Below are 19,128 nucleotides of genomic sequence, written 5' to 3'. Positions count from 1 at the left end.
GCTCCCGGTGGAGCGATACTCGAGCGAATACTAAATGATTAGTGCTATCGAAACCGTCTTCTATTCAGTTCGGAATGGTGTCGGTAAACTCGTACGCATCCGCCCAATTTATCGACGGGTGATCAATCTCAGACTCGAATCGCAACTCCATCTTCTGGTTGTTCGAATCGGTCGCGTCGATCCAGTAAAACGTCTCGTTAGGTAGGTGGTATACGAAAAACGCGTCTATCTCTCCGCGGTACGTTTCCTCGTGGTACGCACCATCTTTCGTCGTTTGGGTGTGCGTATTAAACCGAATCGTCCGTTCCTTGTTCGACCACGCAGTCTTACACTGGAGCCGATACAGTCGAGAGCCGTCATCGACGACGAGATCGTACTTGTCGTTGTCCCCGAACGGGATCGATACACTGTATCCGTTCGCAACGAGTTTCGAAACCGCCCTCGCCTCGGTTTGGTCACCGATATCCTTCGAGTTGCGCATGCTGATCGTGGAACCGTTTTCAGTGAAAAAGGCGAGGACGATCGACGCAACGATGCGTTTGATTACACTCGAGGGACGATGAACCCACCCCGAAAACCGTCTAAAGAGTCGCCAAGAATGGGAGTTGGACCACGGTCGCACAAAGCTCCTCCCTGATTCAAACCCCTGTGGGGGTTCTCTCGATTTCGGCCTTCGTTCGCCACAGAGGCACCTCGCTCAGGAGTCGGAATCGAGAGAACGATCGGAGCGGGATGTGAACCACCTGAACTTCGCTCACTGCGTTCGCTCGTTCCGTCGTTCAAATCCCTCGTTACCGCTCTCGGAATTCAGGATATTCGCAACCAGTAAGCTGGTTGCTTATGGGATTAAATTCCGAGAAGCGCCCGGAGCGGGATTTGAACCCGCGTCACAACCGTGACAGGGTTGTATGATAGGCCACTACACCATCCGGGCTTGCAACCCAGCGTTTCCCGGTGACGGTATTAAGGGTTTTGCTCTGCTCGTCTCACAGCGCTCGATAGTGCCAATGGAATTATAGATGTCACGCCCGGTGAGCTTCGTCGGCGTTACGCTGTCGTCGCCGTTCGCTCGTTACGACACTCCGTGGTCACGAACTGACGGCAGCAGAAAGGACCGGAGCGGGATGTGAACCACCTGAACTTCGCTCACTGCGTTCGCTCGTTCCGTCGTTCAAATCCCTCGTTACCGCTCTCGGAATTCAGGATATTCGCAACCAGTAAGCTGGTTGCTTACGGGATTAAATTCCAAGAAGCGCCCGGAGCGGGATTTGAACCCGCGTCACAACCGTGACAGGGTTGTATGATAGGCCACTACACCATCCGGGCTTACAACTCTTAGTTCCCCGGTCGAAGTATTAAGGCTTTCCAATCGGAGCCCGTGTGGTACGGTGAATCGGGCCACGACGGCCGGCGATTCGACCGCCAAGATCGTGTCACTGTCTTGCACGACCCACAAGGAATTTAACCGAGAATTGGGTACTGCTAGGTGTGATCGGCAATCCCGGTCAGGGACGCCCGGTCGGTTAGCCCCGCTTCTGGCTCGAGTTAGTAACCGTTAAATGCGTGCCGCCGTTAGCACCCTGTAGTATCTCGTGACAGCCACTTCTCTCCCAATAGCCCGCAGGCACATCGACACTCACACCGACACATGGTAGACGTAAGCCAACACGAACTCGTTCCGGAGCATACGATCCTCGAGGAGGAGGTCCTTGAGGAGGTGCTCACGGAGTACGACATCGATCGCACAGACCTTCCCAAAATCAAACGGACCGATCCCGCGATTCCGGACGACGCGGAGACCGGCGACGTCATCAAGATCGTTCGCAACTCACGGACGACCGACCAGGCAGTCGTATATCGACTTGTGGTGGAATAAATGGCAATGGAACTCGACCGCGACAAACGACGGGACATTTCACGCGAATATTTCTCGAAGGAACGGCTCGCAGAACACCACTATCGGTCCTTTAACGCCTTCCTGAATCGGGGTATGCAGCAGGTCGTCGACGAGAAGGAGACGATCGACACCGACATCGGTGATAAGGAAGGCGAGGAGCCGGTTCACGTCGAACTCGGCGACGTCCGTGTCGTCACGCCACGCGTTCGCGAGGCTGACGGCTCGGAGGAACTGCTGTATCCACAGGAGGCACGACTCCGAAACATCACCTACTCCGCGCCCGTCTTCATGGAGATGTCCATCGTCAAAGGCGAGGAGGGCGACGAACGGGTCGTCGACTCCACCGAGACGAAGATCGGCCGGATGCCGATCATGGTCGGCTCCGAGAAGTGTAACATCGCCGGTTTCTCCGACGAGGAACTCATCGAGATCGGCGAAGACCCCGCCGACCCTGGTGGCTACTTCATCGTCAACGGCTCCGAGCGAGTCCTGATGACCAGCGAGGACTTGGCACCGAACAAGATCCTCGCGGAGTACGACACCAAGTACGGCGACGAGATCCAGGTCGCCAAAACGTTTTCACAGCGGCGCGGGTATCGGGCGCTCGTGCTCTGTGAACGTACCCGCGACGGCTTACTCGAGGTCTCGTTCCCCTCCGTCTCCGGCAGCATCAACTTCGTCACGCTCGTGCGTGCGCTTGGCCTCGAATCGGACGAAGAGATCGTCCACAAGGTCTCGAACGACCCCGAGGTCGTCAAGTACATGCTCGAGAACTTAGAGGAAGCGGACGTCCAGACCGAAGAGGAGGCCATCGAGACGCTCGGGAAGCGCGTCGCCTCCGGGCAGGGAAAGAACTACCAGCTCAAACGAGCGAACTACGTCATCGACCGCTACCTCCTGCCACACCTTCACGAGGACGGCGTCGACGAGGAAGACGTCCGGATCAACAAGGCACACTATCTCTGTCGGATGGCAGAGGCCTGTTTCGAACTCGCACTCGGACGCCGCGAATCGGACGACAAAGACCACTACGCAAACAAGCGTCTGAAGGTCTCCGGGGATCTGATGAAAGACCTCTTCCGAACGGCGCTGAACAAGCTGGCCCGGGACGTCAAATACCAGCTCGAGCGTGCGAACATGCGAAATCGGAACCTCTCCGTTTCGACCGTGGTTCGGTCGGACGTGCTCACGGAACGCTTAGAGCATCCGATCGCGACGGGTAACTGGGTCGGGGGTCGTTCCGGCGTGAGCCAACTGGTCGACCGGACCGACTTCATGGGTGTGCTTTCACACCTGCGCCGACTGCGCTCGCCGCTTTCGCGCTCACAGCCTCACTTCGAGGCACGGGACCTCCACGCGACCCAGTGGGGGCGCATCTGTCCCTCGGAGACACCCGAGGGGCCGAACTGTGGGTTGGTGAAGAACTTCGCACAGGCGATGGAACTCTCCCAGAACGTCGAGGACGAACAGGCGCTGAAACGCGAACTCGCCTCGATGGGGGTACAGGGCATTCCGGGTATCGAGGGAATCGAACGATCGACGCCGGCAGACGACTAAACACATGAGCAGCCAACAACGAGAAGCCAAAGTCTACGTCAACGGGTCGCTGGTGGGGACCCATCCCGATCCGCACGAACTCGCAGAACAGATCCGCGAAGCGCGTCGCATCGGCGACGTCAGCGAGATGGTCAACGTCTCGGTCAAAGAACGTACCCGCGAAGTGATCGTCAACGCCGACGCAGGTCGCGCTCGTCGCCCGCTTTTGGTCGTCGAGAACGGCGAACCACGCATCTCCGAGGCGGAAATCGAGGCGGTTCGCGACGATGACCTCGAGTTCGAGGATCTCGTCTCCCACGGCTACATCGAGTTCATCGACGCCGAGGAAGAAGAGGACATCTACGTGGCGGTCGACGAGGACGATCTGAACGAGAAACACACTCACCTCGAGATCGATCCCTCGCTGATCTTCGGGATCGGTGCGGGGATGATCCCGTACCCAGAACACAATGCCTCGCCCCGCATTACGATGGGGGCAGGAATGGTCAAGCAGTCGCTGGGCCTCCCCAGTGCGAACTACCGGATCCGACCGGATACGCGCCAGCACTTGCTGCATTACCCGCAGCTATCGATGGTCAAGACCCAGACGACCGAACAGATCGGTTTCGACGAGCGGCCCGCAGCCCAGAACTTCGTCGTCGCCGTGATGAGCTACGAAGGGTTCAACATCGAGGACGCGCTGGTCATGAACAAAGCCAGCGTCGAGCGTGCACTCGCCCGGTCGCATTTCTTCCGGACCTACGAGGGCGAAGAACGACGCTACCCTGGTGGTCAGGAGGATCGCTTCGAGATTCCGAGCCAGGACGTTCGCGGCGCTCGCGGCGAGGAGGCCTACGCGCACCTCGACGAAGACGGTCTCGTGAATCCGGAGACCCGGGTCGACGAGAACAGCGTCTTGCTCGGGAAGACCTCCCCGCCACGGTTCTTAGAGGAACCAGACGACATGGGCGGGCTCTCCCCACAGAAGCGCCGGGAGACGAGCGTGACGATGCGCTCCGGAGAGAGCGGCGTCGTCGACACCGTTACACTGATGGAAGGCGAGGACGGCTCGAAGCTCTCGAAGGTCTCGGTGCGTGACGAGCGGATCCCCGAACTCGGGGACAAGTTCGCGAGTCGCCACGGCCAGAAAGGGGTCGTCGGCCACCTCGCCCCCCAAGAGGACATGCCGTTCACCGAAGAGGGAGTCGTACCGGACCTCGTCTTGAACCCGCACGCACTGCCCTCCCGGATGACCGTCGGACACATCTTAGAGATGATCGGCGGGAAACTCGGCGCGATGGAGGGTCGGCGAGTGGACGGCACGCCGTTCCTCGGCGAGGACGAGGACGAACTCCGCAACGGACTCGAGGCCAACGGCTTTGACTCCGCGGGCAAGGAGACGATGTACTCCGGCGTCACCGGAGAGAAGATCGAGGCCGAAATCTTCGTCGGGATCATCTTCTACCAGAAGCTCTACCATATGGTCTCGAACAAGCTTCACGCTCGCTCGCGCGGGCCGGTGCAGGTGCTCACCCGCCAGCCCACCGAGGGTCGCGCTCGCGAAGGTGGGCTCCGTATCGGGGAGATGGAACGGGACGTGTTCATCGGTCACGGCGCGGCGATGACGCTCAAAGAACGACTGGTCGACGAATCCGACCGCGAGGAGGTCTACATCTCGGCCGAAACCGGTATGATCGCGGTCCAGGACGTCAATCAACGTCGTGTCTACGACCAGCTCACCGGCGACGAAAGCGACATCCACCGCGTCGAAATCAGTTACGCGTTCAAACTGTTGCTCGACGAGATGATGGCACTCGGCATTCGACCACGGCTCAACCTCAAGGACGCAGTCTAATATGTCAATTCAAACACCAAAAGAAATCGACGAGATCGAGTTCGGGCTCATGGACCCGGAGACGTATCGGGACCTCTCGGTCACGAAGGTCATTACGGCGGACACCTACGACGACGACGGGTTCCCCATCGATATGGGGCTGATGGACACGCGTCTGGGCGTCATCGATCCGGGTCTCGAGTGTCCGACCTGTGGACAGCATTCGGGATCGTGTCCGGGTCACTTCGGACACATCGAACTTGCCGCGCCGGTCATTCACGTCGGCTTTACGAAACTCATCCGTCGACTGCTGCGTGGGACGTGCCGAGAGTGTTCGCGACTGTTGCTCACCGAAGACGAAAAGCAGGAGTTTCGCGACCGGCTTTCGGAAGCACACCGTCTCGGTCGTGATCCACAGGACGTACTGAAAGCGGCGATTCGACAGGCACGGAAGAAAGATCGCTGTCCTCACTGTGGGGAGGTTCAGTACGATATCGAACACGAGAAGCCGACCACGTACTACGAGGTTCAGCAGGTTCTGACCAGCGAGTACTCCCAGCGCATCGCGGCGGCAATGCAGGGCGGCGAGGACGGCGAGCGGACGACGCCGGACGAACTCGCCGAGGAGACCGACATCGACATCTCGCGGGTCAACGAAATCCTCTCTGGCTCGTTCCGGCCACGGGAGAGCCAGCGGGCGGCGATCGAATCGACGCTCGATATCGATCTCACCGAGGAGGACACGAACAAGCTGATGCCGAGCGATATCCGGGACTGGTTCGAGGCGATCCCGGACGAGGACATCGAGGTGCTGGGCATCAACTCTGAGCGCTCGCGTCCCGAGTGGATGATTCTGACCGTGTTGCCGGTTCCACCCGTGACGACACGGCCGTCGATCACGCTCGACAACGGCCAGCGCTCCGAGGACGACCTCACGCACAAGCTGGTCGACATCATCCGGATCAATCAGCGCTTTATGGAGAACCGCGAGGCAGGCGCGCCCCAGCTAATCATCGAGGACCTCTGGGAACTGCTGCAGTACCACGTCACGACGTTCATGGATAACGAGATTTCGGGGACACCACCGGCACGACATCGTTCCGGACGTCCACTCAAGACCCTCTCCCAGCGTCTGAAGGGGAAGGAAGGTCGCTTCCGTGGCTCGCTGTCCGGAAAGCGCGTGAACTTCTCGGCCCGAACCGTCATCTCGCCGGACCCGACGCTCAGTCTGAACGAGGTCGGCGTCCCGGACCGCGTGGCCAAAGAGATGACCCAGACGATGAACGTCACCGAGCGCAATCTCGAGGAGGCCCGTCGGTACGTCTCCAACGGTCCCGAGGGTCATCCCGGTGCGAACTACGTTCGCCGACCCGACGGCCGCCGACTGAAGGTGACCGAGAAGAACTGCGAACAGCTCGCAGAGAAAGTCGAGGCTGGCTGGGAGGTCAACCGCCATCTGGTCGACGGCGATATCGTCATCTTCAACCGCCAGCCCTCGCTCCATCGGATGTCGATCATGGCCCACGAGGTCGTGGTCATGCCGTACAAGACGTTCCGACTCAACACCGTCGTCTGTCCGCCGTACAACGCCGACTTCGACGGTGACGAGATGAACATGCACGCCCTCCAGAACGAGGAGGCCCGCGCAGAAGCGCGCGTCCTCATGCGTGTCCAGGAGCAGATCCTCTCGCCGCGATTCGGGGAGAACATCATCGGCGCGATCCAGGACCACATCAGCGGAACGTACCTGCTCACCCACGACAATCCGCGGTTCAACGAGACGCAGGCGCTGGATCTCCTGCGTGCGACGCGGATCGACGAACTACCCGAACCGAGCGGCGTCGACGACGAGGGTGATCCGTTCTGGACCGGTCACGACGTCTTCAGCGAACTGCTGCCCGACGACCTCAACCTCGAGTTTACCGGGACGGTCGGCGACGACGTGATCATCGAGGACGGCCAACTCGTCGAGGGGACGATCGCCGAGGACGAAGTTGGAGAGTTCGGCGGCGAGATCGTCGATCGAATCACGAAGGCCTACGGCAACACTCGCTCGCGGATCTTCATCAACGAGGTGTCGACGCTCGCGATGCGGGCGATCATGCATTTCGGGTTCTCGATCGGTATCGACGACGAGACGATCCCGGAGGAAGCACAGGCCCGGATCGACGAGACAATCGAGGACGCAAACGACCGCGTCGAGGAACTCATCGAAGCCTACGAACGGGGCGAACTCGAGTCTCTGCCCGGCCGAACCCTCGACGAGACCCTCGAGATGAAGATCATGCAGACGCTCTCGCGTGCGCGTGACAACGCTGGTAACATCGCGGACGAGAACTTCACCGACGACAACCCGGCCGTCGTCATGGCTAGTTCGGGTGCCCGTGGTTCGATGCTCAACCTGACCCAGATGGCCGGCTGTGTCGGCCAGCAGGCAGTACGCGGCGAGCGGATCAACCGCGGCTACGAGGACCGCACGCTCAGCCACTACGAACCGAACGATCTCTCGGCGGAAGCACACGGCTTCGTCGAGAACTCCTACACCAGCGGACTCACTCCACGGGAGTTCTTCTTCCACGCGATGGGTGGACGCGAGGGCCTGGTCGACACCGCAGTGCGAACGTCGAAATCCGGCTACCTCCAGCGTCGGCTGATCAACGCACTCTCGGAACTCGAGACCCAGTACGACGGCACGGTTCGCGATACGAGCGACACCATCGTCCAGTTCGAGTTCGGCGAGGACGGCACCTCGCCGGTCAAAGTCTCTTCCGGCGAGGAGAACGCGATCGACGTCGGCGAAATCGCCGGCCGCGTCCTCGACTCGGAGTTCGCCTCCGAAGAGGAACGACGTGAGTTCCTCGGTGAGCGGCGTGAGGTGACGAACCTCTCCGAACACGCGGACGATCGTCTCGTCGAGGGTGCGGAGGTGACCTCCGATGACTGAAGTCACATACGACGTCGACGACGATACGATTGCGGTCGTCGAGGATACCAACCTCCCCCGACGGCTCAAAGACGACGTTTACGCGGAACTCGAGGGACGCGAGGGCGCGACCGTCGAGGACGCGGACGAACTCGCGAAGGCCGTCGAGACGCGATATCTGGGGACTCGAGTCGACCCGCTCGACCCGGTCGGCACCGTAAGTGCCCAGTCGATCGGCGAACCGGGAACCCAGCTGACGATGAACACGTTCCACTACGCGGGGGTCGCGGAGATCGACGTTACACAGGGTCTTCCCCGTCTTATCGAGCTGGTCGACGCCCGGAAGACGCCGGATACGCCGATGATGACCGTCCACCTCGAAGACGAGTACGCCACCGAACGCGAGAAGGCACACGAGGTCGTCTGGAACATCGAAGCGACGAAGATTCTGGCGCTGGGCGACGTCTCGACGAACGTCGCGGACATGCGAGTACAGATCTCGCTCAACCGCGATACGCTCGAAGAGCGGATGATCACGTCCGAGGAGGTCGCCGAGATCATCGAGGACAACCTCGGTGTAAAGACGGTCCAGAAGGGGACCGAGATCCAGTTCGGGCCAGAGGAACCGTCCTACCGCGATCTCCTCCAGCTGGTAGAGGAACTCCGTGATATCACGTTCAAAGGAATCGAAGAGGTCTCGCGGGTCGTTATCCGACGCGAGGAGATGAGTGACGATACCGAGGAGTTCGTCCTCTATACCGAGGGATCGGCCTTCGGCGACGTCTTAGAGATCGAAGGCGTCGACGCCTCGCGGACGACGTGTAACAACATCCACGAGATCCACCGCAACCTCGGTATCGAGGCGGCTCGAGAGGCCATCATCGAGGAGACGAACAACACGCTGGCCGAGCAGGGACTGGACGACGTCAACGTCCGACACCTGATGTTGGTCGCGGACATGATGACGAACAACGGTGAGATCGAGTCGATCGGGCGTCACGGTATCTCCGGCTCGAAGCAATCGGTCCTCGCGCGTGCGGCGTTCGAGGTCACGGTCAACCACCTCCTCAATGCCGCGATCCACGGCGAGATCGATGAACTCGACGGCGTCACCGAGAACGTCATCGTCGGCAAACCGATCAAACTCGGCACCGGCGACGTCGACCTCCGGATGGGGTCGACGACCTCGAGCGGTCGACAGGCAGAGTAATCGATGGACCTTACCCTCGACGACGACGCTCGCCAGCATCTCGCGCTGTTCGAAGACGTCACCGGAGCGGACGGAATCGACTGTCTGTTCGAGGACGATACTGACGGCGAACCGATCGACGACCGGTTGATCGTCGTCGTCTCGAGCGGGCAGATGGGCGAGGCGATCGGGCCCGAGGGTCGGACGATCCAACAGTACGAAGAGCGCGTCGATGCGTCGGTCCGGCTCGTCGAAGACGCCGACGACCCCGAGGAGTTCGTCGCGAACACGCTCGCACCCGCGGCGGTCTACAACGTCACGATCAGCGAAAACGAGGATATCGTCGCCTACGTCGAGGTCGCAGAAGACGACCGCGGGGTCGCGATCGGCACGAACGGCCGGACTATCGAGGCGGCGCGCAGGCTCGCGGACCGGCATTTCGACATCAGTGACGTTCAGCTGATCTAAGCGAGCGAGAGCCTAGTGGCGTTCCAAACCTGAACTGATGGGCGAAATCATGCGGTTGGTGTCGATGTCGCTCATCAGTCGACGTTTGGAACGGTACTAGTTCTCGGTCGAAACCACTCCCCGCCGTCAGAACTCGTCTTCGTCGGGCGCGTACGTTTCGTGAAACTCGTTTACCGCCGCCATCACGTCGTCGTCGCTCGCGAGTGCGGCGAACTCCTCGTCGGAATCCGTCTCGAGTATCGACCACACCTCGACGTAGCCGTCGACGTCGTCCTCGTAGGCGTTGACGTCCGTCTGTATCTCCCGTTTTTCTCTCCGGACCGACTCGAGTTCCATCTCGAGTTCGTCGTACAGCTTTCGCAGATCCATATCCACCGTGATGGGTTCCTCGTGGGGGTCCCCGAACTCGGCGTCGAACGTCTCGACGATCCCAGCCGTGTGGCGTTCGAGTTCGTTCAGCCGATCCCGGATCTCGCATAAGCTGGTTCCGATCCGATCCGCGTCGCTCTCGAGTCCCGTCGACTGGTACTCGTCGATCGCCGTCTCGAGATCCTCGTAGGCCACCTCGAGTTCGTCCCCGAGTTCGGCTTTCTCCTCGAGTCCGTCGTTGAGTTCCGTAACGACATCGTTGACGTCGTTGCCGTCGTCGCCATCGTCGGTAGCGTTCGATCCACTCGAGAACAGACGTTTCAGCGCCCCGAACATCGTTACTTTCCAGATGATCTCAAAAAAGATTAAACGTTCGGTCGACGTGCTCCCGGTGTGTGCGAGTACGACGGCTGTACAGGGCGAGGTTCGCGTCGGCGCCCTCGTGGTTCTTTGCACCCAAGTCTCTCTCATCACGACGCTCCCGTTTTCCGTTCCCGCGACAGGGGTGGAGGTCTTCGTTCACGATAGGATCCAGCAGCGTCCGCTCTCACTGACGTCTTTGGCCTCGAGCGGTGCTGACAGCCGCGTCCTCGCCCATCTTCAACTACTCCGGAAAGCGAGCGACGCGGTGAGACGGGTTCTCGAGGAACGAAACGCGCTCATATCTCTTCTTACACCCTGTTAGATCGATCTCAGACCGTCTCGAGGAACTCGAAAACGGGTCGCTTAAGTGGCTTCGTCGGATAGCGACCCCTATGGCAAACGGCAAGTACGCCGCGCGCAAGCTCAAGAAGGACCGCCAGAACCAGCGGTGGTCCGACTCCGACTACGCGCGCCGCGCACGGGGCCTTCGCGAGAAGTCCGACCCCCTCGAGGGTGCCCCGCAAGGACGAGGTATCGTACTCGAAAAGGTGGGCATCGAGGCCAAACAGCCCAACTCGGCGATCCGGAAATGCGTCCGGGTGCAGCTGATCAAAAACGGCAAACAGGTCACCGCGTTCTGTCCCGGTGACGGCGCCATCTCGTTCATCGACGAACACGACGAAGTCACCATCGCCGGTATCGGTGGGGCGAAGGGTCGTGCGATGGGCGACCTCTCGGGTGTCAACTACAAGGTCGACAAAGTCAACGGCGTTGCGCTGTTGGAACTCGTTCGCGGGAACGCGGAGAAACCGGTGCGATAACATGGCAGCAGAAGACCAACCCGACCCGGACGCCCCTGCGGGCGGTGCCGACGTCGGCGCGAAGCTGTTCGGTACGTGGGAGATCGACGAGATCGCCTACGAGGATCCCTCGACGGAACGATATATCTCGGTGACGCCGGTCGCACACACCGCCGGTCGCCACGCGAGCAAGCAGTTCCAGAAGTCCCAGATCTCGATCGTCGAGCGCTTCATCAATCGACTCATGCAGTCCGAGGAGAACACGGGCAAGAAACAACAGAACCTGAACTTCGTCCGCGAGGCGTTCGAACTCATCCACGAGCGCACCGAGGAAAACCCCGTGCAGGTGCTCGTTACCGCCGTCGAGAACGCCGCGCCGCGCGAGGAGACTGTCCGCCTAAAATACGGTGGTATCTCGGTTCCAAAAGCAGTCGACGTTGCCCCACAGCGCCGGGTCGACCAGGCGCTTAAGTTCCTCGCCGAAGGCGTCCACAACGACTCGTTCAAGACGCAGACGTCGGTCCCCGAGGCCATTACACGCCAGCTTACTGGCGCGGCCAACTACGACGTCCAGACGTACGCGATCAGTCAGAAAGAAGAAAAAGAGCGCGTCGCGGCGGCCGCACGCTAACCGACTCGACACCGTCTTCATTTCTCGACGTTACCGACCATCGAGTCCGTACTCTACGGTCTCGAGCGGACCGATCGTTCGATCGATCCAGACACGCCCGCCCGACGTGGTGCCGGTCACTCGAGGAGATGACAAGACTTTACCACTAACGGGGGATGGATGAGGTATGCCTCTCGGCATCTTCGGCTCTGGTCGACCGTTCCACAGAGCCGTGGGTCTGGTCGTCGGAGTGGCGTTCTTTCTGGTCGTCTTCGCCCTACAGGAGACGCTGTTGTTCGCTCTGGCGCTGGTGACGTTCGGCGGAACGATCACCGCCTTCGGCGGACTGATCGCGATAATTCTCGGTCGGTTGCGAATCCGGAGCGCGCTCTGCGTAACGCTCTCGCTCGTTACCGGGTCGCTGTCGCTGCTTTCGCTTCTGGCGGCGCTGGTGGGTGGCTCGCTGCTGTTCGCGTTCGTCACGATCGGCTGTGGCGTCGTCGCAGGAATCCTCTCGGTCGCGGCCTACGCGAAACCGCGAGACTCCTCCGGTCGGTTCGTCCCTCCGATCTGAGACTGACTGCTGTCCCGATGGGCCGGCGGGACCGGGAACGGTCGTGCTCTCCTCGACACTGAGCGACTGGCGACCGTCTGGGGCGCCAGCCCAGAAGCGAACCGAGTTCGTCGCGGGACTGGGCGATCGGGAATCACTGCGTTAGACGAGTTCAGTCGGCTGCTGGCCCCGGCCCACCGGCGTACGACCGGGTCGCGTCGACGAGCACCTGTCGGTAGGTACTCGAGTCGGGTTCGCGGGCGAGTTCCCGAAAGCGACGCTTGAACCCCGCGAACTCCACGTCGGGAGCGTCCATTGCCGCCGCGTGTGCGAGGTCGTACAGTCGATGATCGTCGTCGACGAGGTCGTGGCGCTCGGCGAGTGCGAGGGCAAACGCCGCGTTGACCGCCGTAATCTCGGGATCCGCGCTCGGCGAAAGCCGCTCGAGTCCCGGCCGAGTCGGGGTCTCTGACCTGTTTGCGACCGCCGCCGCGAGACCAGACTCGAGAAACGACAGCAGTTTCTCGCCGGGGCCGACCGAGAGCGTGATGTCGTCGGCGTAGATGTCTTTCATGTGGTTTGCGATCTGATAACAGTGAGAGAGCTTTCGACGCTCGACGCTTTTCCCGGCGAGTGCGAGGTAGAGCACCTCCTCGGTCGACTGGACGTGGGAGGGATGTTCCTGTTCGTGTCTGGCCATGTGGGCGAACTCGTGGAGGGCGAGTTCGCGTGCCATCGCACTCGAGGCAGCCTGTCTCGAGATATTTAAGACGTGGCGGTCGTCGTAGTGGGCGGCCCACGTTCGTTCGTCCGGGTCCTCCCGGAGCTGGACGTAGACCGGCAGGGTGAGGTCGTGTTCGGTCTCGAAGAGACCTCGAGCGCTGAGAAACGGAGCGGTCGGACCGGAGCCCTGTATTCGTATATCCATGCGTGTACGGTACTAGGTCCGTTACAGTATGTCTCTTACGCCCGTTTTCGCAGACTGTACCCACAACCGCTCGAGCGGACCTGCCCAGGTAGCCACCGGGAATGACGTACAACAGATGGTGTCACTCCGTTCGAACTCGGGCAGCCGGCGCGACTCGTGGCGGTCGCGAACTCGAGCGCGGGCGGAGGGCGATCGGCGGTTTCCGCAACGCGGCAGGTCCCGTAATCTGTGTGTTATTCACTCACTCAATAAAGAGATTACACCGCTCAACCCGGGGAAAACGCCGGATCTACGCGAGGACGAAACACTACCCTTTTGACCCCGCTGGCGGTAACAAGGTGTATATGGGCCGACGCAAGAAGATCGTCCAAGAGTGTGAACGGCTGATGGACGAACCGGAGAACATCCGGAACATCGCCATCGCCGCTCACGTCGACCACGGGAAAACAACGCTTTCTGACAACCTGCTGGCTGGTGCGGGCATGATCTCCGACGAGACTGCCGGCGAGCAGCTCGCGATGGACACGGAAGAAGACGAGCAGGAACGTGGGATCACCATCGACGCGGCGAACGTGTCGATGACCCACGAGTACGAAGATACCAACCACCTCATCAACCTGATCGACACGCCGGGCCACGTCGACTTCGGTGGCGACGTGACCCGCGCGATGCGCGCCGTCGACGGTGCGCTCGTCGTCGTCGACGCCGTCGAGGGTGCCATGCCACAGACCGAAACGGTCCTGCGCCAGGCACTCCGCGAGGGCGTCAAGCCGACCCTGTTCATCAACAAGGTCGACCGTCTCATCTCCGAGCTTCAGGAAGGACCCGAGGAGATGCAGGAGCGTCTGCTCTCGGTCATCCACGACGTCAACGAGCTCATCCGCGGAATGACTCAGGACATGGACGACGTCGACGACTGGACCGTCTCCGTCGAGGGCGGCACCGTCGGCTTTGGCTCCGCGCTGTACAAGTGGGGCGTCTCGATGCCCTCGATGCAACGCACCGGCATGGACTTCGCCGAGATCATGGAACTCGAGCGCTCCGATAAGCGCCAGGAGCTTCACGAGAAGACGCCGCTGTCGGACGTCGTCCTCGACATGGTCTGTGAGCACTTCCCGAACCCGGTCGACGCACAGCCTCGTCGTATTCCACGCATCTGGCGTGGTGACGCAGAGTCCGACCTTGCCGACCAGATGCGTCTCGTCGACGAATCCGGCGAAGTCGTCTTCATGGTTACCGACATCTCGATGGACCCACACGCCGGCGAAATCGCGTCGGGTCGTGTCTTCTCGGGTAGCCTCGAGAAGGGACAGGATCTGTACGTCTCCGGCACTGCCGGGAAAAACCGCGTTCAGTCCGTCGGGATCTACATGGGTGGAGAGCGCGAGGAAGTCGACGAAGTTCCCGCGGGGAACATCGCCGCCGTCACCGGGCTTCGCGACGCCATCGCTGGCTCGACCGTCTCGGAAACCGAGATGACGCCGTTCGAATCGATCGAGCACATCTCCGAGCCCGTCATTACGAAGTCCGTCGAGGCCCAGACCATGGACGACCTGCCGAAGCTGATCGAAACGCTGCGTCAGGTCTCCAAGGAAGACCCCACGATCCAGATTACCATCAACGAGGACACCGGCGAGCACCTCATCTCGGGACAGGGTGAGCTTCACCTCGAGGTCATCACCCAGCGTATCGAGAAGAACCAGGGAATCCCCGTCAACACCGGTGAGCCGATCGTCGTCTACCGCGAACAGTCCCAAGAGCCAAGCGCCGAGATCGAAGGCATCTCGCCGAACCGCCACAACCGCTTCTACGTCTCTATCGAGCCGATGACGGACGAACTCGTCGAGACGATCAAAATGGGCGAGGCCTCGATGGACATGCCAGAGCAGGAACGTCGTGAGGCCCTGCAAGAAGCCGGCATGGACAAGGACGACTCCCAGGAAGTCGAACACATCCACGGGACGAACATCCTCATCGACGATACGAAGGGGATCCAGCACTTAAACGAGACGATGGAGCTGGTCATCGAAGGGTTTGAGGACGCACTGGACAACGGCCCACTCGCGAACGAGCCAGTCCAGGGGACGCTCATCCGCCTGCACGACGCCCGACTCCACGAGGACACCATCCACCGTGGTCCGGCACAGGTCATCCCCGCGACCCGAAACGCGCTCCACAAGGCGCTGATCGACGGGACGATCAAGATGCTCGAGCCGATGCAGGACGTCCGTATCGACGTGCCAAACGACCACATGGGTGCCGCCTCCGGCGAAATCCAGGGTCGTCGTGGCCGCGTCGACGACATGTACCAGGAGGGAGACCTCATGGTCGTCGAGGGTATCGCACCCGTCGGCGAGATGATCGGGTTCGCCTCGGACATCCGTAGCGCGACCGAAGGTCGTGCCTCCTGGAACACCGAAAACGCCGGATTCGAGGTTATGTCCGACTCGCTCCAGCGCGATAAGATCATGGAAATCCGCGAGCGCAAAGGCATGAAACTCGAACTCCCGCCGAGTATCGACTACATTTAACGCGGTTTCGTCTTTCGAATCGTTTGTTCGTTCGCAGTGAGGTTGTTTTGCAAGTAGCTCCGTCGCCACACGTCCGACATCCACTTGTTATGAATATAAATCCAATAGTTAACAACTTTTATTAGTGCTTGGGTTATATTTGTTATTGCCGTGAAAGACGACCGATCCCGGATTCCGGATGGAATCGATACGCTGCGAGTCGGAGCTAACGCGGCGCTCATCGGTGTCTTTCTCGGCGCCGGAACTGCCGCTGTGGTCGGCGGCCCGCGAATCCTGTATCTTCTCGTCGTCGCATCGATCTCGGTGGCCGCCTGTGTCATCATCTGGCGAGGGCCCCTCGCCCTCGCTACCTGTACCAGTACCCCCAGTCGACCAGGCCTCGAGATCCGGCAACGTGATTGAGCTCTCGACCCGAGCTGCCGACAGCAATCCGTCTCATACGGGTTACTGTCAGTCGGGACCGCCGAACCCGCGACCCGTCTGCGGGTTCGCCGGGACAGTGGTACCGCAATCCGTATCAGTCGTCCGCGAGGACCGCCCGTTCGGATCGCTCCTCTCGTGTCAAAAGCGGCGTTCCGTCGGCGTTCGGCCCGAGTTCGGGTCCGAACGGCGGATCGTCGGGATCGATCGCTCGGCGACGGTCGTAGTCGGTCGATCGCTCGACCGGCGTTCGGCCGATCGACGTGATCAGGTCGACGTACTCCTCGAACGAGCGGAACTCGCCGTAAGTACCGCCGGCTCGCTTAGTAATCTCTTCGGAGAGAATCGTTCCCATGAAGTCGTCGGCTCCGCAGTTCAACATCTTCAACCCCTGCTCGTCGCCGTATTTGACCCACGAGGACTGGACGTGATCGACGTTGTCGAGAAAGAGCCTCGAGACGGCGATCATCAGTTCGTCCTCGTCGGTGCTCGCGCCGCCGGAGACGACGTCGTGTTCGAAAAGCGGTGTATTCTGATGAATAAACGAAAGCGGGACGAACTCCGTAATTGCGCCGTCGACGCGGTCCTGAAGCTCTCGAATTCGTTGTAAGTGTACCGCGCGGTGAGCCTCGTTTTCGACGTGGCCGTACATAATCGTCGCCGTCAGTCCGAGACCAACCGACGCGGCGGCTTCCATCGCCTCGAGCCACTCGTCGGTGCCGATCTTACCGGGACAGATAACGTCCCGTACTTCGTCGACGAGGATTTCGGCGGCAGTGCCGGGAACGGTGTCGAGACCGGCGTCTTGCAGCCGACTGTACACCTCCTCGTAGGTCAAGTCGGTTCCCCGGCGGGCGTGGTACCCCTCTTCGGGAGTCATCGAGTGGACGTGAACCCCGTCGACGCTCATCGCGGCCATCTGTTCGACGTAGGTCCCGGGATCGGTCTCGTACCGATCGGCCGGGATGTAGTTGACCTCCTTCGGGTTCGGGTGGCCCTCGAGGATCTCGCGATGTTCCTCGTCGAGGACGAACGCGGGGTGAAGTCCGGAGACAGAGGTGACTTCGTAGATACCGCGGTCGACTGCGTCGGCAACGATCTCCCGCGATTCCGCGGGCGTTTTGGTGAACCCCGTCATCTCACCCTCGTAATCGGCCTCGAACGTGTGAGCGGAGTCTTTGAAATTACAGAACAGACAGCCGACGTTACACGCCGTCGTGACGTTGTTGTTGAGGTTGGCGACGAAGGTGACCTCCTCGCCGACGATCTCGGCCCGGCGGCGGTCTGCAGCCTCGAGTACCTGTTCTTTTCGCCGTCGGTCGATGCCGTCGATGTCGGTTCCCGTCGTCAGGAGTTCGACGGCGTCGTCGACGGTGAGTCGATCGCCGTCACGTGCTTTCGCCAGCGCGTTCTCGAACGACTGATCGGTGTCGGGAACGCATTCGAACGTCAGATCGGCTTCGGTCACCGGTCGTTCCATCGTCACAACGATGCCGGCACAGTGAGAAAAACGTGATGGATCCGTGCAGCCGACTGCCGCGAACAGACCGCATTCGACGGCTGGCGGTCGTTTTATAATATTACCTGATTTACCACTGAAACTACAGACCGACCGCGGTTACGTGCGACTCCGTTCAAATGCTCCGTCTCGGAAGGTGTCGCTGTACGCCACAGCCGTGACGGCCACGATCCGTCTGCGAACACACTCAAAAAACCGTTCCACCGGTCCTATCATACGGTTTACTGTCAGTCGGGACTGCCGAACCCGCGACCCGTCTGCGGGTTCAGCGGTAACACGATACAGCAATCCGTATCAGTCCTCCGTGTCGGCGGTGGCGAGGTCGGTCTCCTCGTCGTGCTCGAGGACGAGGCCGGTTTCTCCCTCGTGCTCGGACTCCTCGAAGTCGCTGTGCTGGTCGCCGTCGGAGTCGCCGCGTCCGTCGACGTCGAACGCGTCGAGCGAGAGGCGGAGATCGTCGGCCATCGCCGTCAGCGACTGGGCTCCGTCGGCGACTTCGGAGATGGTCGCTGCCTGTTCTTCGGCCGCGGCGGCGACGGTCTCGGTCTCGGCTTTCGTGTTCTCGCTGATCTCGGTGGCGTCGTCGACCATCGTGACGACGCGCTCGCTCGCTCGAGCTTGCTCGTCGGTAGCGTCGTTGACCGACTGGATGCTCTCGTTTGCGGTCTCGACTCGCTCGGTGATCGCGTCGATCGCCTCGATACCGTCCTCGACCACGTCGGCACCTTCCTCGACCCGCTCGCGCATCCGATCGATCTCGTCGACGGTCTCGTCGACCGACGACTGGACGCTCGAGACGAGGGCGTCGACCTCCTCGGTTGCCTCGCCGGTCTCCTCGGCGAGGGACTTGACTTCGTTAGCGACGACCGCGAAGCCATCTCCTTCCTCGCCGGCGGCGGCAGCCTCGATAGAGGCGTTGAGCGCGAGCAAGTTGGTCTGATCGGCGATCTCGTCGATCATGTCGACGATCTCGCTGATCTCGTTCATCTCCGAATCGAGCCGTTCGACCTGCTCGGTGATCGCCTCGGCACGCGTTTCGATCTCCCCCATCTCCGCACGTATTTCGCCAGTCGCGTCGCCGGCAATGGTGGCCTGGTCTGCGGCATCGCTCGAGACGGTCGCGACGTCGTCGGCGGTCGAAGCGATCTCCTCGACGGTCGCCGAGAGGTCGTTCATCTCGCCGTAGAC

16 protein-coding genes and 2 tRNA genes are annotated in these 19,128 nt (G+C 60.9%); 11 read left to right on the top strand and 7 right to left on the bottom strand.

Annotated features, from left to right (window positions below):
• Positions 1–64: 64 nt before the first annotated feature.
• The 3 genes from FYC77_RS03520 to FYC77_RS03510 all read right to left on the bottom strand — a co-directional run bounded on the left by FYC77_RS03520 (position 65) and on the right by FYC77_RS03510 (position 1,326).
• Positions 65–481: a group I intron-associated PD-(D/E)XK endonuclease gene (locus FYC77_RS03520; RefSeq protein WP_149080130.1), complete on the bottom strand. Its 417-nt coding sequence runs from the start codon at positions 479–481 to the stop codon at positions 65–67.
• Between the two features lie 380 nt (positions 482–861).
• A tRNA-Asp gene (locus tag FYC77_RS03515) sits at positions 862–934 on the bottom strand.
• Between the two features lie 319 nt (positions 935–1,253).
• Positions 1,254–1,326, bottom strand: a tRNA-Asp gene (locus FYC77_RS03510).
• Between the two features lie 322 nt (positions 1,327–1,648).
• On the opposite strand from FYC77_RS03510, the gene FYC77_RS03505 reads away from it, so the two are divergent.
• From FYC77_RS03505 to FYC77_RS03480, 6 genes are read left to right on the top strand one after another with little or no spacing between them, the layout of a single operon-like run.
• A complete protein-coding gene (locus FYC77_RS03505; RefSeq protein ID WP_149080129.1) occupies positions 1,649–1,876 on the top strand; it encodes a DNA-directed RNA polymerase subunit H in 228 nt (75 codons plus the stop codon).
• Complete coding sequence (locus FYC77_RS03500) at positions 1,877–3,454, top strand: DNA-directed RNA polymerase subunit B'' (RefSeq protein ID WP_149080128.1); 1,578 nt, start codon at positions 1,877–1,879, stop codon at positions 3,452–3,454.
• A 4-nt stretch (positions 3,455–3,458) separates the two neighbouring features.
• The gene (gene rpoB / locus FYC77_RS03495; protein ID WP_149080127.1) at positions 3,459–5,288 is read left to right on the top strand and encodes a DNA-directed RNA polymerase subunit B; all 1,830 of its coding nucleotides are present in this window, start codon (positions 3,459–3,461) and stop codon (positions 5,286–5,288) included.
• Between the two features lies 1 nt (position 5,289).
• Positions 5,290–8,211 carry a DNA-directed RNA polymerase subunit A' gene (locus FYC77_RS03490; protein ID WP_149080126.1) on the top strand — a complete coding sequence of 974 codons (2,922 nt, stop codon included), beginning with the start codon at positions 5,290–5,292 and terminating at the stop codon, positions 8,209–8,211.
• Positions 8,204–9,400, top strand: coding sequence for a DNA-directed RNA polymerase subunit A'' (rpoA2, locus tag FYC77_RS03485; protein WP_149080125.1), 1,197 nt, complete (start codon positions 8,204–8,206; stop codon positions 9,398–9,400). The genes FYC77_RS03490 and rpoA2 overlap by 8 nt, the downstream gene beginning before the upstream one ends.
• A 3-nt stretch (positions 9,401–9,403) precedes the next feature.
• Positions 9,404–9,847, top strand: a complete 444-nt coding sequence (locus FYC77_RS03480; protein WP_149080124.1) for a NusA-like transcription termination signal-binding factor — start codon at positions 9,404–9,406, stop codon at positions 9,845–9,847.
• A 126-nt stretch (positions 9,848–9,973) separates the two neighbouring features.
• On the opposite strand, the gene FYC77_RS03475 is transcribed toward FYC77_RS03480, so the two are convergent.
• Positions 9,974–10,552, bottom strand: coding sequence for a hypothetical protein (locus FYC77_RS03475; protein WP_149080123.1), 579 nt, complete (start codon positions 10,550–10,552; stop codon positions 9,974–9,976).
• 419 nt (positions 10,553–10,971) lie between these two features.
• On the opposite strand from FYC77_RS03475, the gene FYC77_RS03470 reads away from it, so the two are divergent.
• From FYC77_RS03470 to FYC77_RS03460, 3 genes are all read left to right on the top strand, one after another.
• Complete coding sequence (locus tag FYC77_RS03470) at positions 10,972–11,400, top strand: 30S ribosomal protein S12 (protein ID WP_149080122.1); 429 nt, start codon at positions 10,972–10,974, stop codon at positions 11,398–11,400.
• A 1-nt stretch (position 11,401) separates the two neighbouring features.
• On the top strand, positions 11,402–12,010 hold the full coding sequence (locus FYC77_RS03465) for a 30S ribosomal protein S7 (RefSeq protein ID WP_149080121.1): 609 nt from the start codon (positions 11,402–11,404) through the stop codon (positions 12,008–12,010).
• 166 nt (positions 12,011–12,176) lie between these two features.
• Positions 12,177–12,563, top strand: coding sequence for a hypothetical protein (locus tag FYC77_RS03460; protein ID WP_149080120.1), 387 nt, complete (start codon positions 12,177–12,179; stop codon positions 12,561–12,563).
• Between the two features lie 151 nt (positions 12,564–12,714).
• Here FYC77_RS03460 and FYC77_RS03455 read toward each other — a convergent pair whose 3' ends face one another.
• Positions 12,715–13,470, bottom strand: coding sequence for a DUF5781 family protein (locus FYC77_RS03455; RefSeq protein ID WP_149080119.1), 756 nt, complete (start codon positions 13,468–13,470; stop codon positions 12,715–12,717).
• Positions 13,471–13,814: 344 nt separating this feature from the next.
• Between FYC77_RS03455 and FYC77_RS03450 the strand changes: the two genes are divergently transcribed.
• Both FYC77_RS03450 and FYC77_RS03445 read left to right on the top strand, forming a co-directional pair.
• A complete protein-coding gene (locus FYC77_RS03450) occupies positions 13,815–16,001 on the top strand; it encodes an elongation factor EF-2 (protein ID WP_149080118.1) in 2,187 nt (728 codons plus the stop codon).
• 150 nt (positions 16,002–16,151) lie between these two features.
• Positions 16,152–16,403: a hypothetical protein gene (locus FYC77_RS03445; protein ID WP_149080117.1), complete on the top strand. Its 252-nt coding sequence runs from the start codon at positions 16,152–16,154 to the stop codon at positions 16,401–16,403.
• A 115-nt stretch (positions 16,404–16,518) separates the two neighbouring features.
• On the opposite strand, the gene cofH is transcribed toward FYC77_RS03445, so the two are convergent.
• Positions 16,519–17,901: a 7,8-didemethyl-8-hydroxy-5-deazariboflavin synthase subunit CofH gene (gene cofH / locus FYC77_RS03440; protein WP_149080116.1), complete on the bottom strand. Its 1,383-nt coding sequence runs from the start codon at positions 17,899–17,901 to the stop codon at positions 16,519–16,521.
• Positions 17,902–18,234: 333 nt separating this feature from the next.
• A partial coding sequence (locus FYC77_RS03435) for a methyl-accepting chemotaxis protein (RefSeq protein WP_238386779.1) occupies positions 18,235–19,128 on the bottom strand: 894 nt, incomplete at its 5' end.

This window comes from Natrialba swarupiae, assembly GCF_008245225.1.
In the GTDB taxonomy this organism is placed as follows: domain Archaea; phylum Halobacteriota; class Halobacteria; order Halobacteriales; family Natrialbaceae; genus Natrarchaeobius; species Natrarchaeobius swarupiae.
The sequence above is the reverse complement of the archived record's forward strand: the minus strand, read 5'-3'. Positions and strand labels throughout refer to the sequence as shown.

Bases quoted from the DNA above. Each gene is read 5' to 3' on its own strand.
- FYC77_RS03520 (WP_149080130.1), bottom strand. From the start codon at position 481: ATGCGCAACTCGAAGGATATCGGTGACCAAACCGAGGCGAGGGCGGTT.
- FYC77_RS03505 (WP_149080129.1), top strand. From the start codon at position 1,649: ATGGTAGACGTAAGCCAACACGAACTCGTTCCGGAGCATACGATCCTC.
- FYC77_RS03500 (WP_149080128.1), top strand. From the start codon at position 1,877: ATGGCAATGGAACTCGACCGCGACAAACGACGGGACATTTCACGCGAA.
- rpoB (WP_149080127.1), top strand. From the start codon at position 3,459: ATGAGCAGCCAACAACGAGAAGCCAAAGTCTACGTCAACGGGTCGCTG.
- FYC77_RS03490 (WP_149080126.1), top strand. From the start codon at position 5,290: ATGTCAATTCAAACACCAAAAGAAATCGACGAGATCGAGTTCGGGCTC.
- rpoA2 (WP_149080125.1), top strand. From the start codon at position 8,204: ATGACTGAAGTCACATACGACGTCGACGACGATACGATTGCGGTCGTC.
- FYC77_RS03480 (WP_149080124.1), top strand. From the start codon at position 9,404: ATGGACCTTACCCTCGACGACGACGCTCGCCAGCATCTCGCGCTGTTC.
- FYC77_RS03475 (WP_149080123.1), bottom strand. From the start codon at position 10,552: ATGTTCGGGGCGCTGAAACGTCTGTTCTCGAGTGGATCGAACGCTACC.
- FYC77_RS03470 (WP_149080122.1), top strand. From the start codon at position 10,972: ATGGCAAACGGCAAGTACGCCGCGCGCAAGCTCAAGAAGGACCGCCAG.
- FYC77_RS03465 (WP_149080121.1), top strand. From the start codon at position 11,402: ATGGCAGCAGAAGACCAACCCGACCCGGACGCCCCTGCGGGCGGTGCC.
- FYC77_RS03460 (WP_149080120.1), top strand. From the start codon at position 12,177: ATGCCTCTCGGCATCTTCGGCTCTGGTCGACCGTTCCACAGAGCCGTG.
- FYC77_RS03455 (WP_149080119.1), bottom strand. From the start codon at position 13,470: ATGGATATACGAATACAGGGCTCCGGTCCGACCGCTCCGTTTCTCAGC.
- FYC77_RS03450 (WP_149080118.1), top strand. From the start codon at position 13,815: ATGGGCCGACGCAAGAAGATCGTCCAAGAGTGTGAACGGCTGATGGAC.
- cofH (WP_149080116.1), bottom strand. From the start codon at position 17,901: ATGGAACGACCGGTGACCGAAGCCGATCTGACGTTCGAATGCGTTCCC.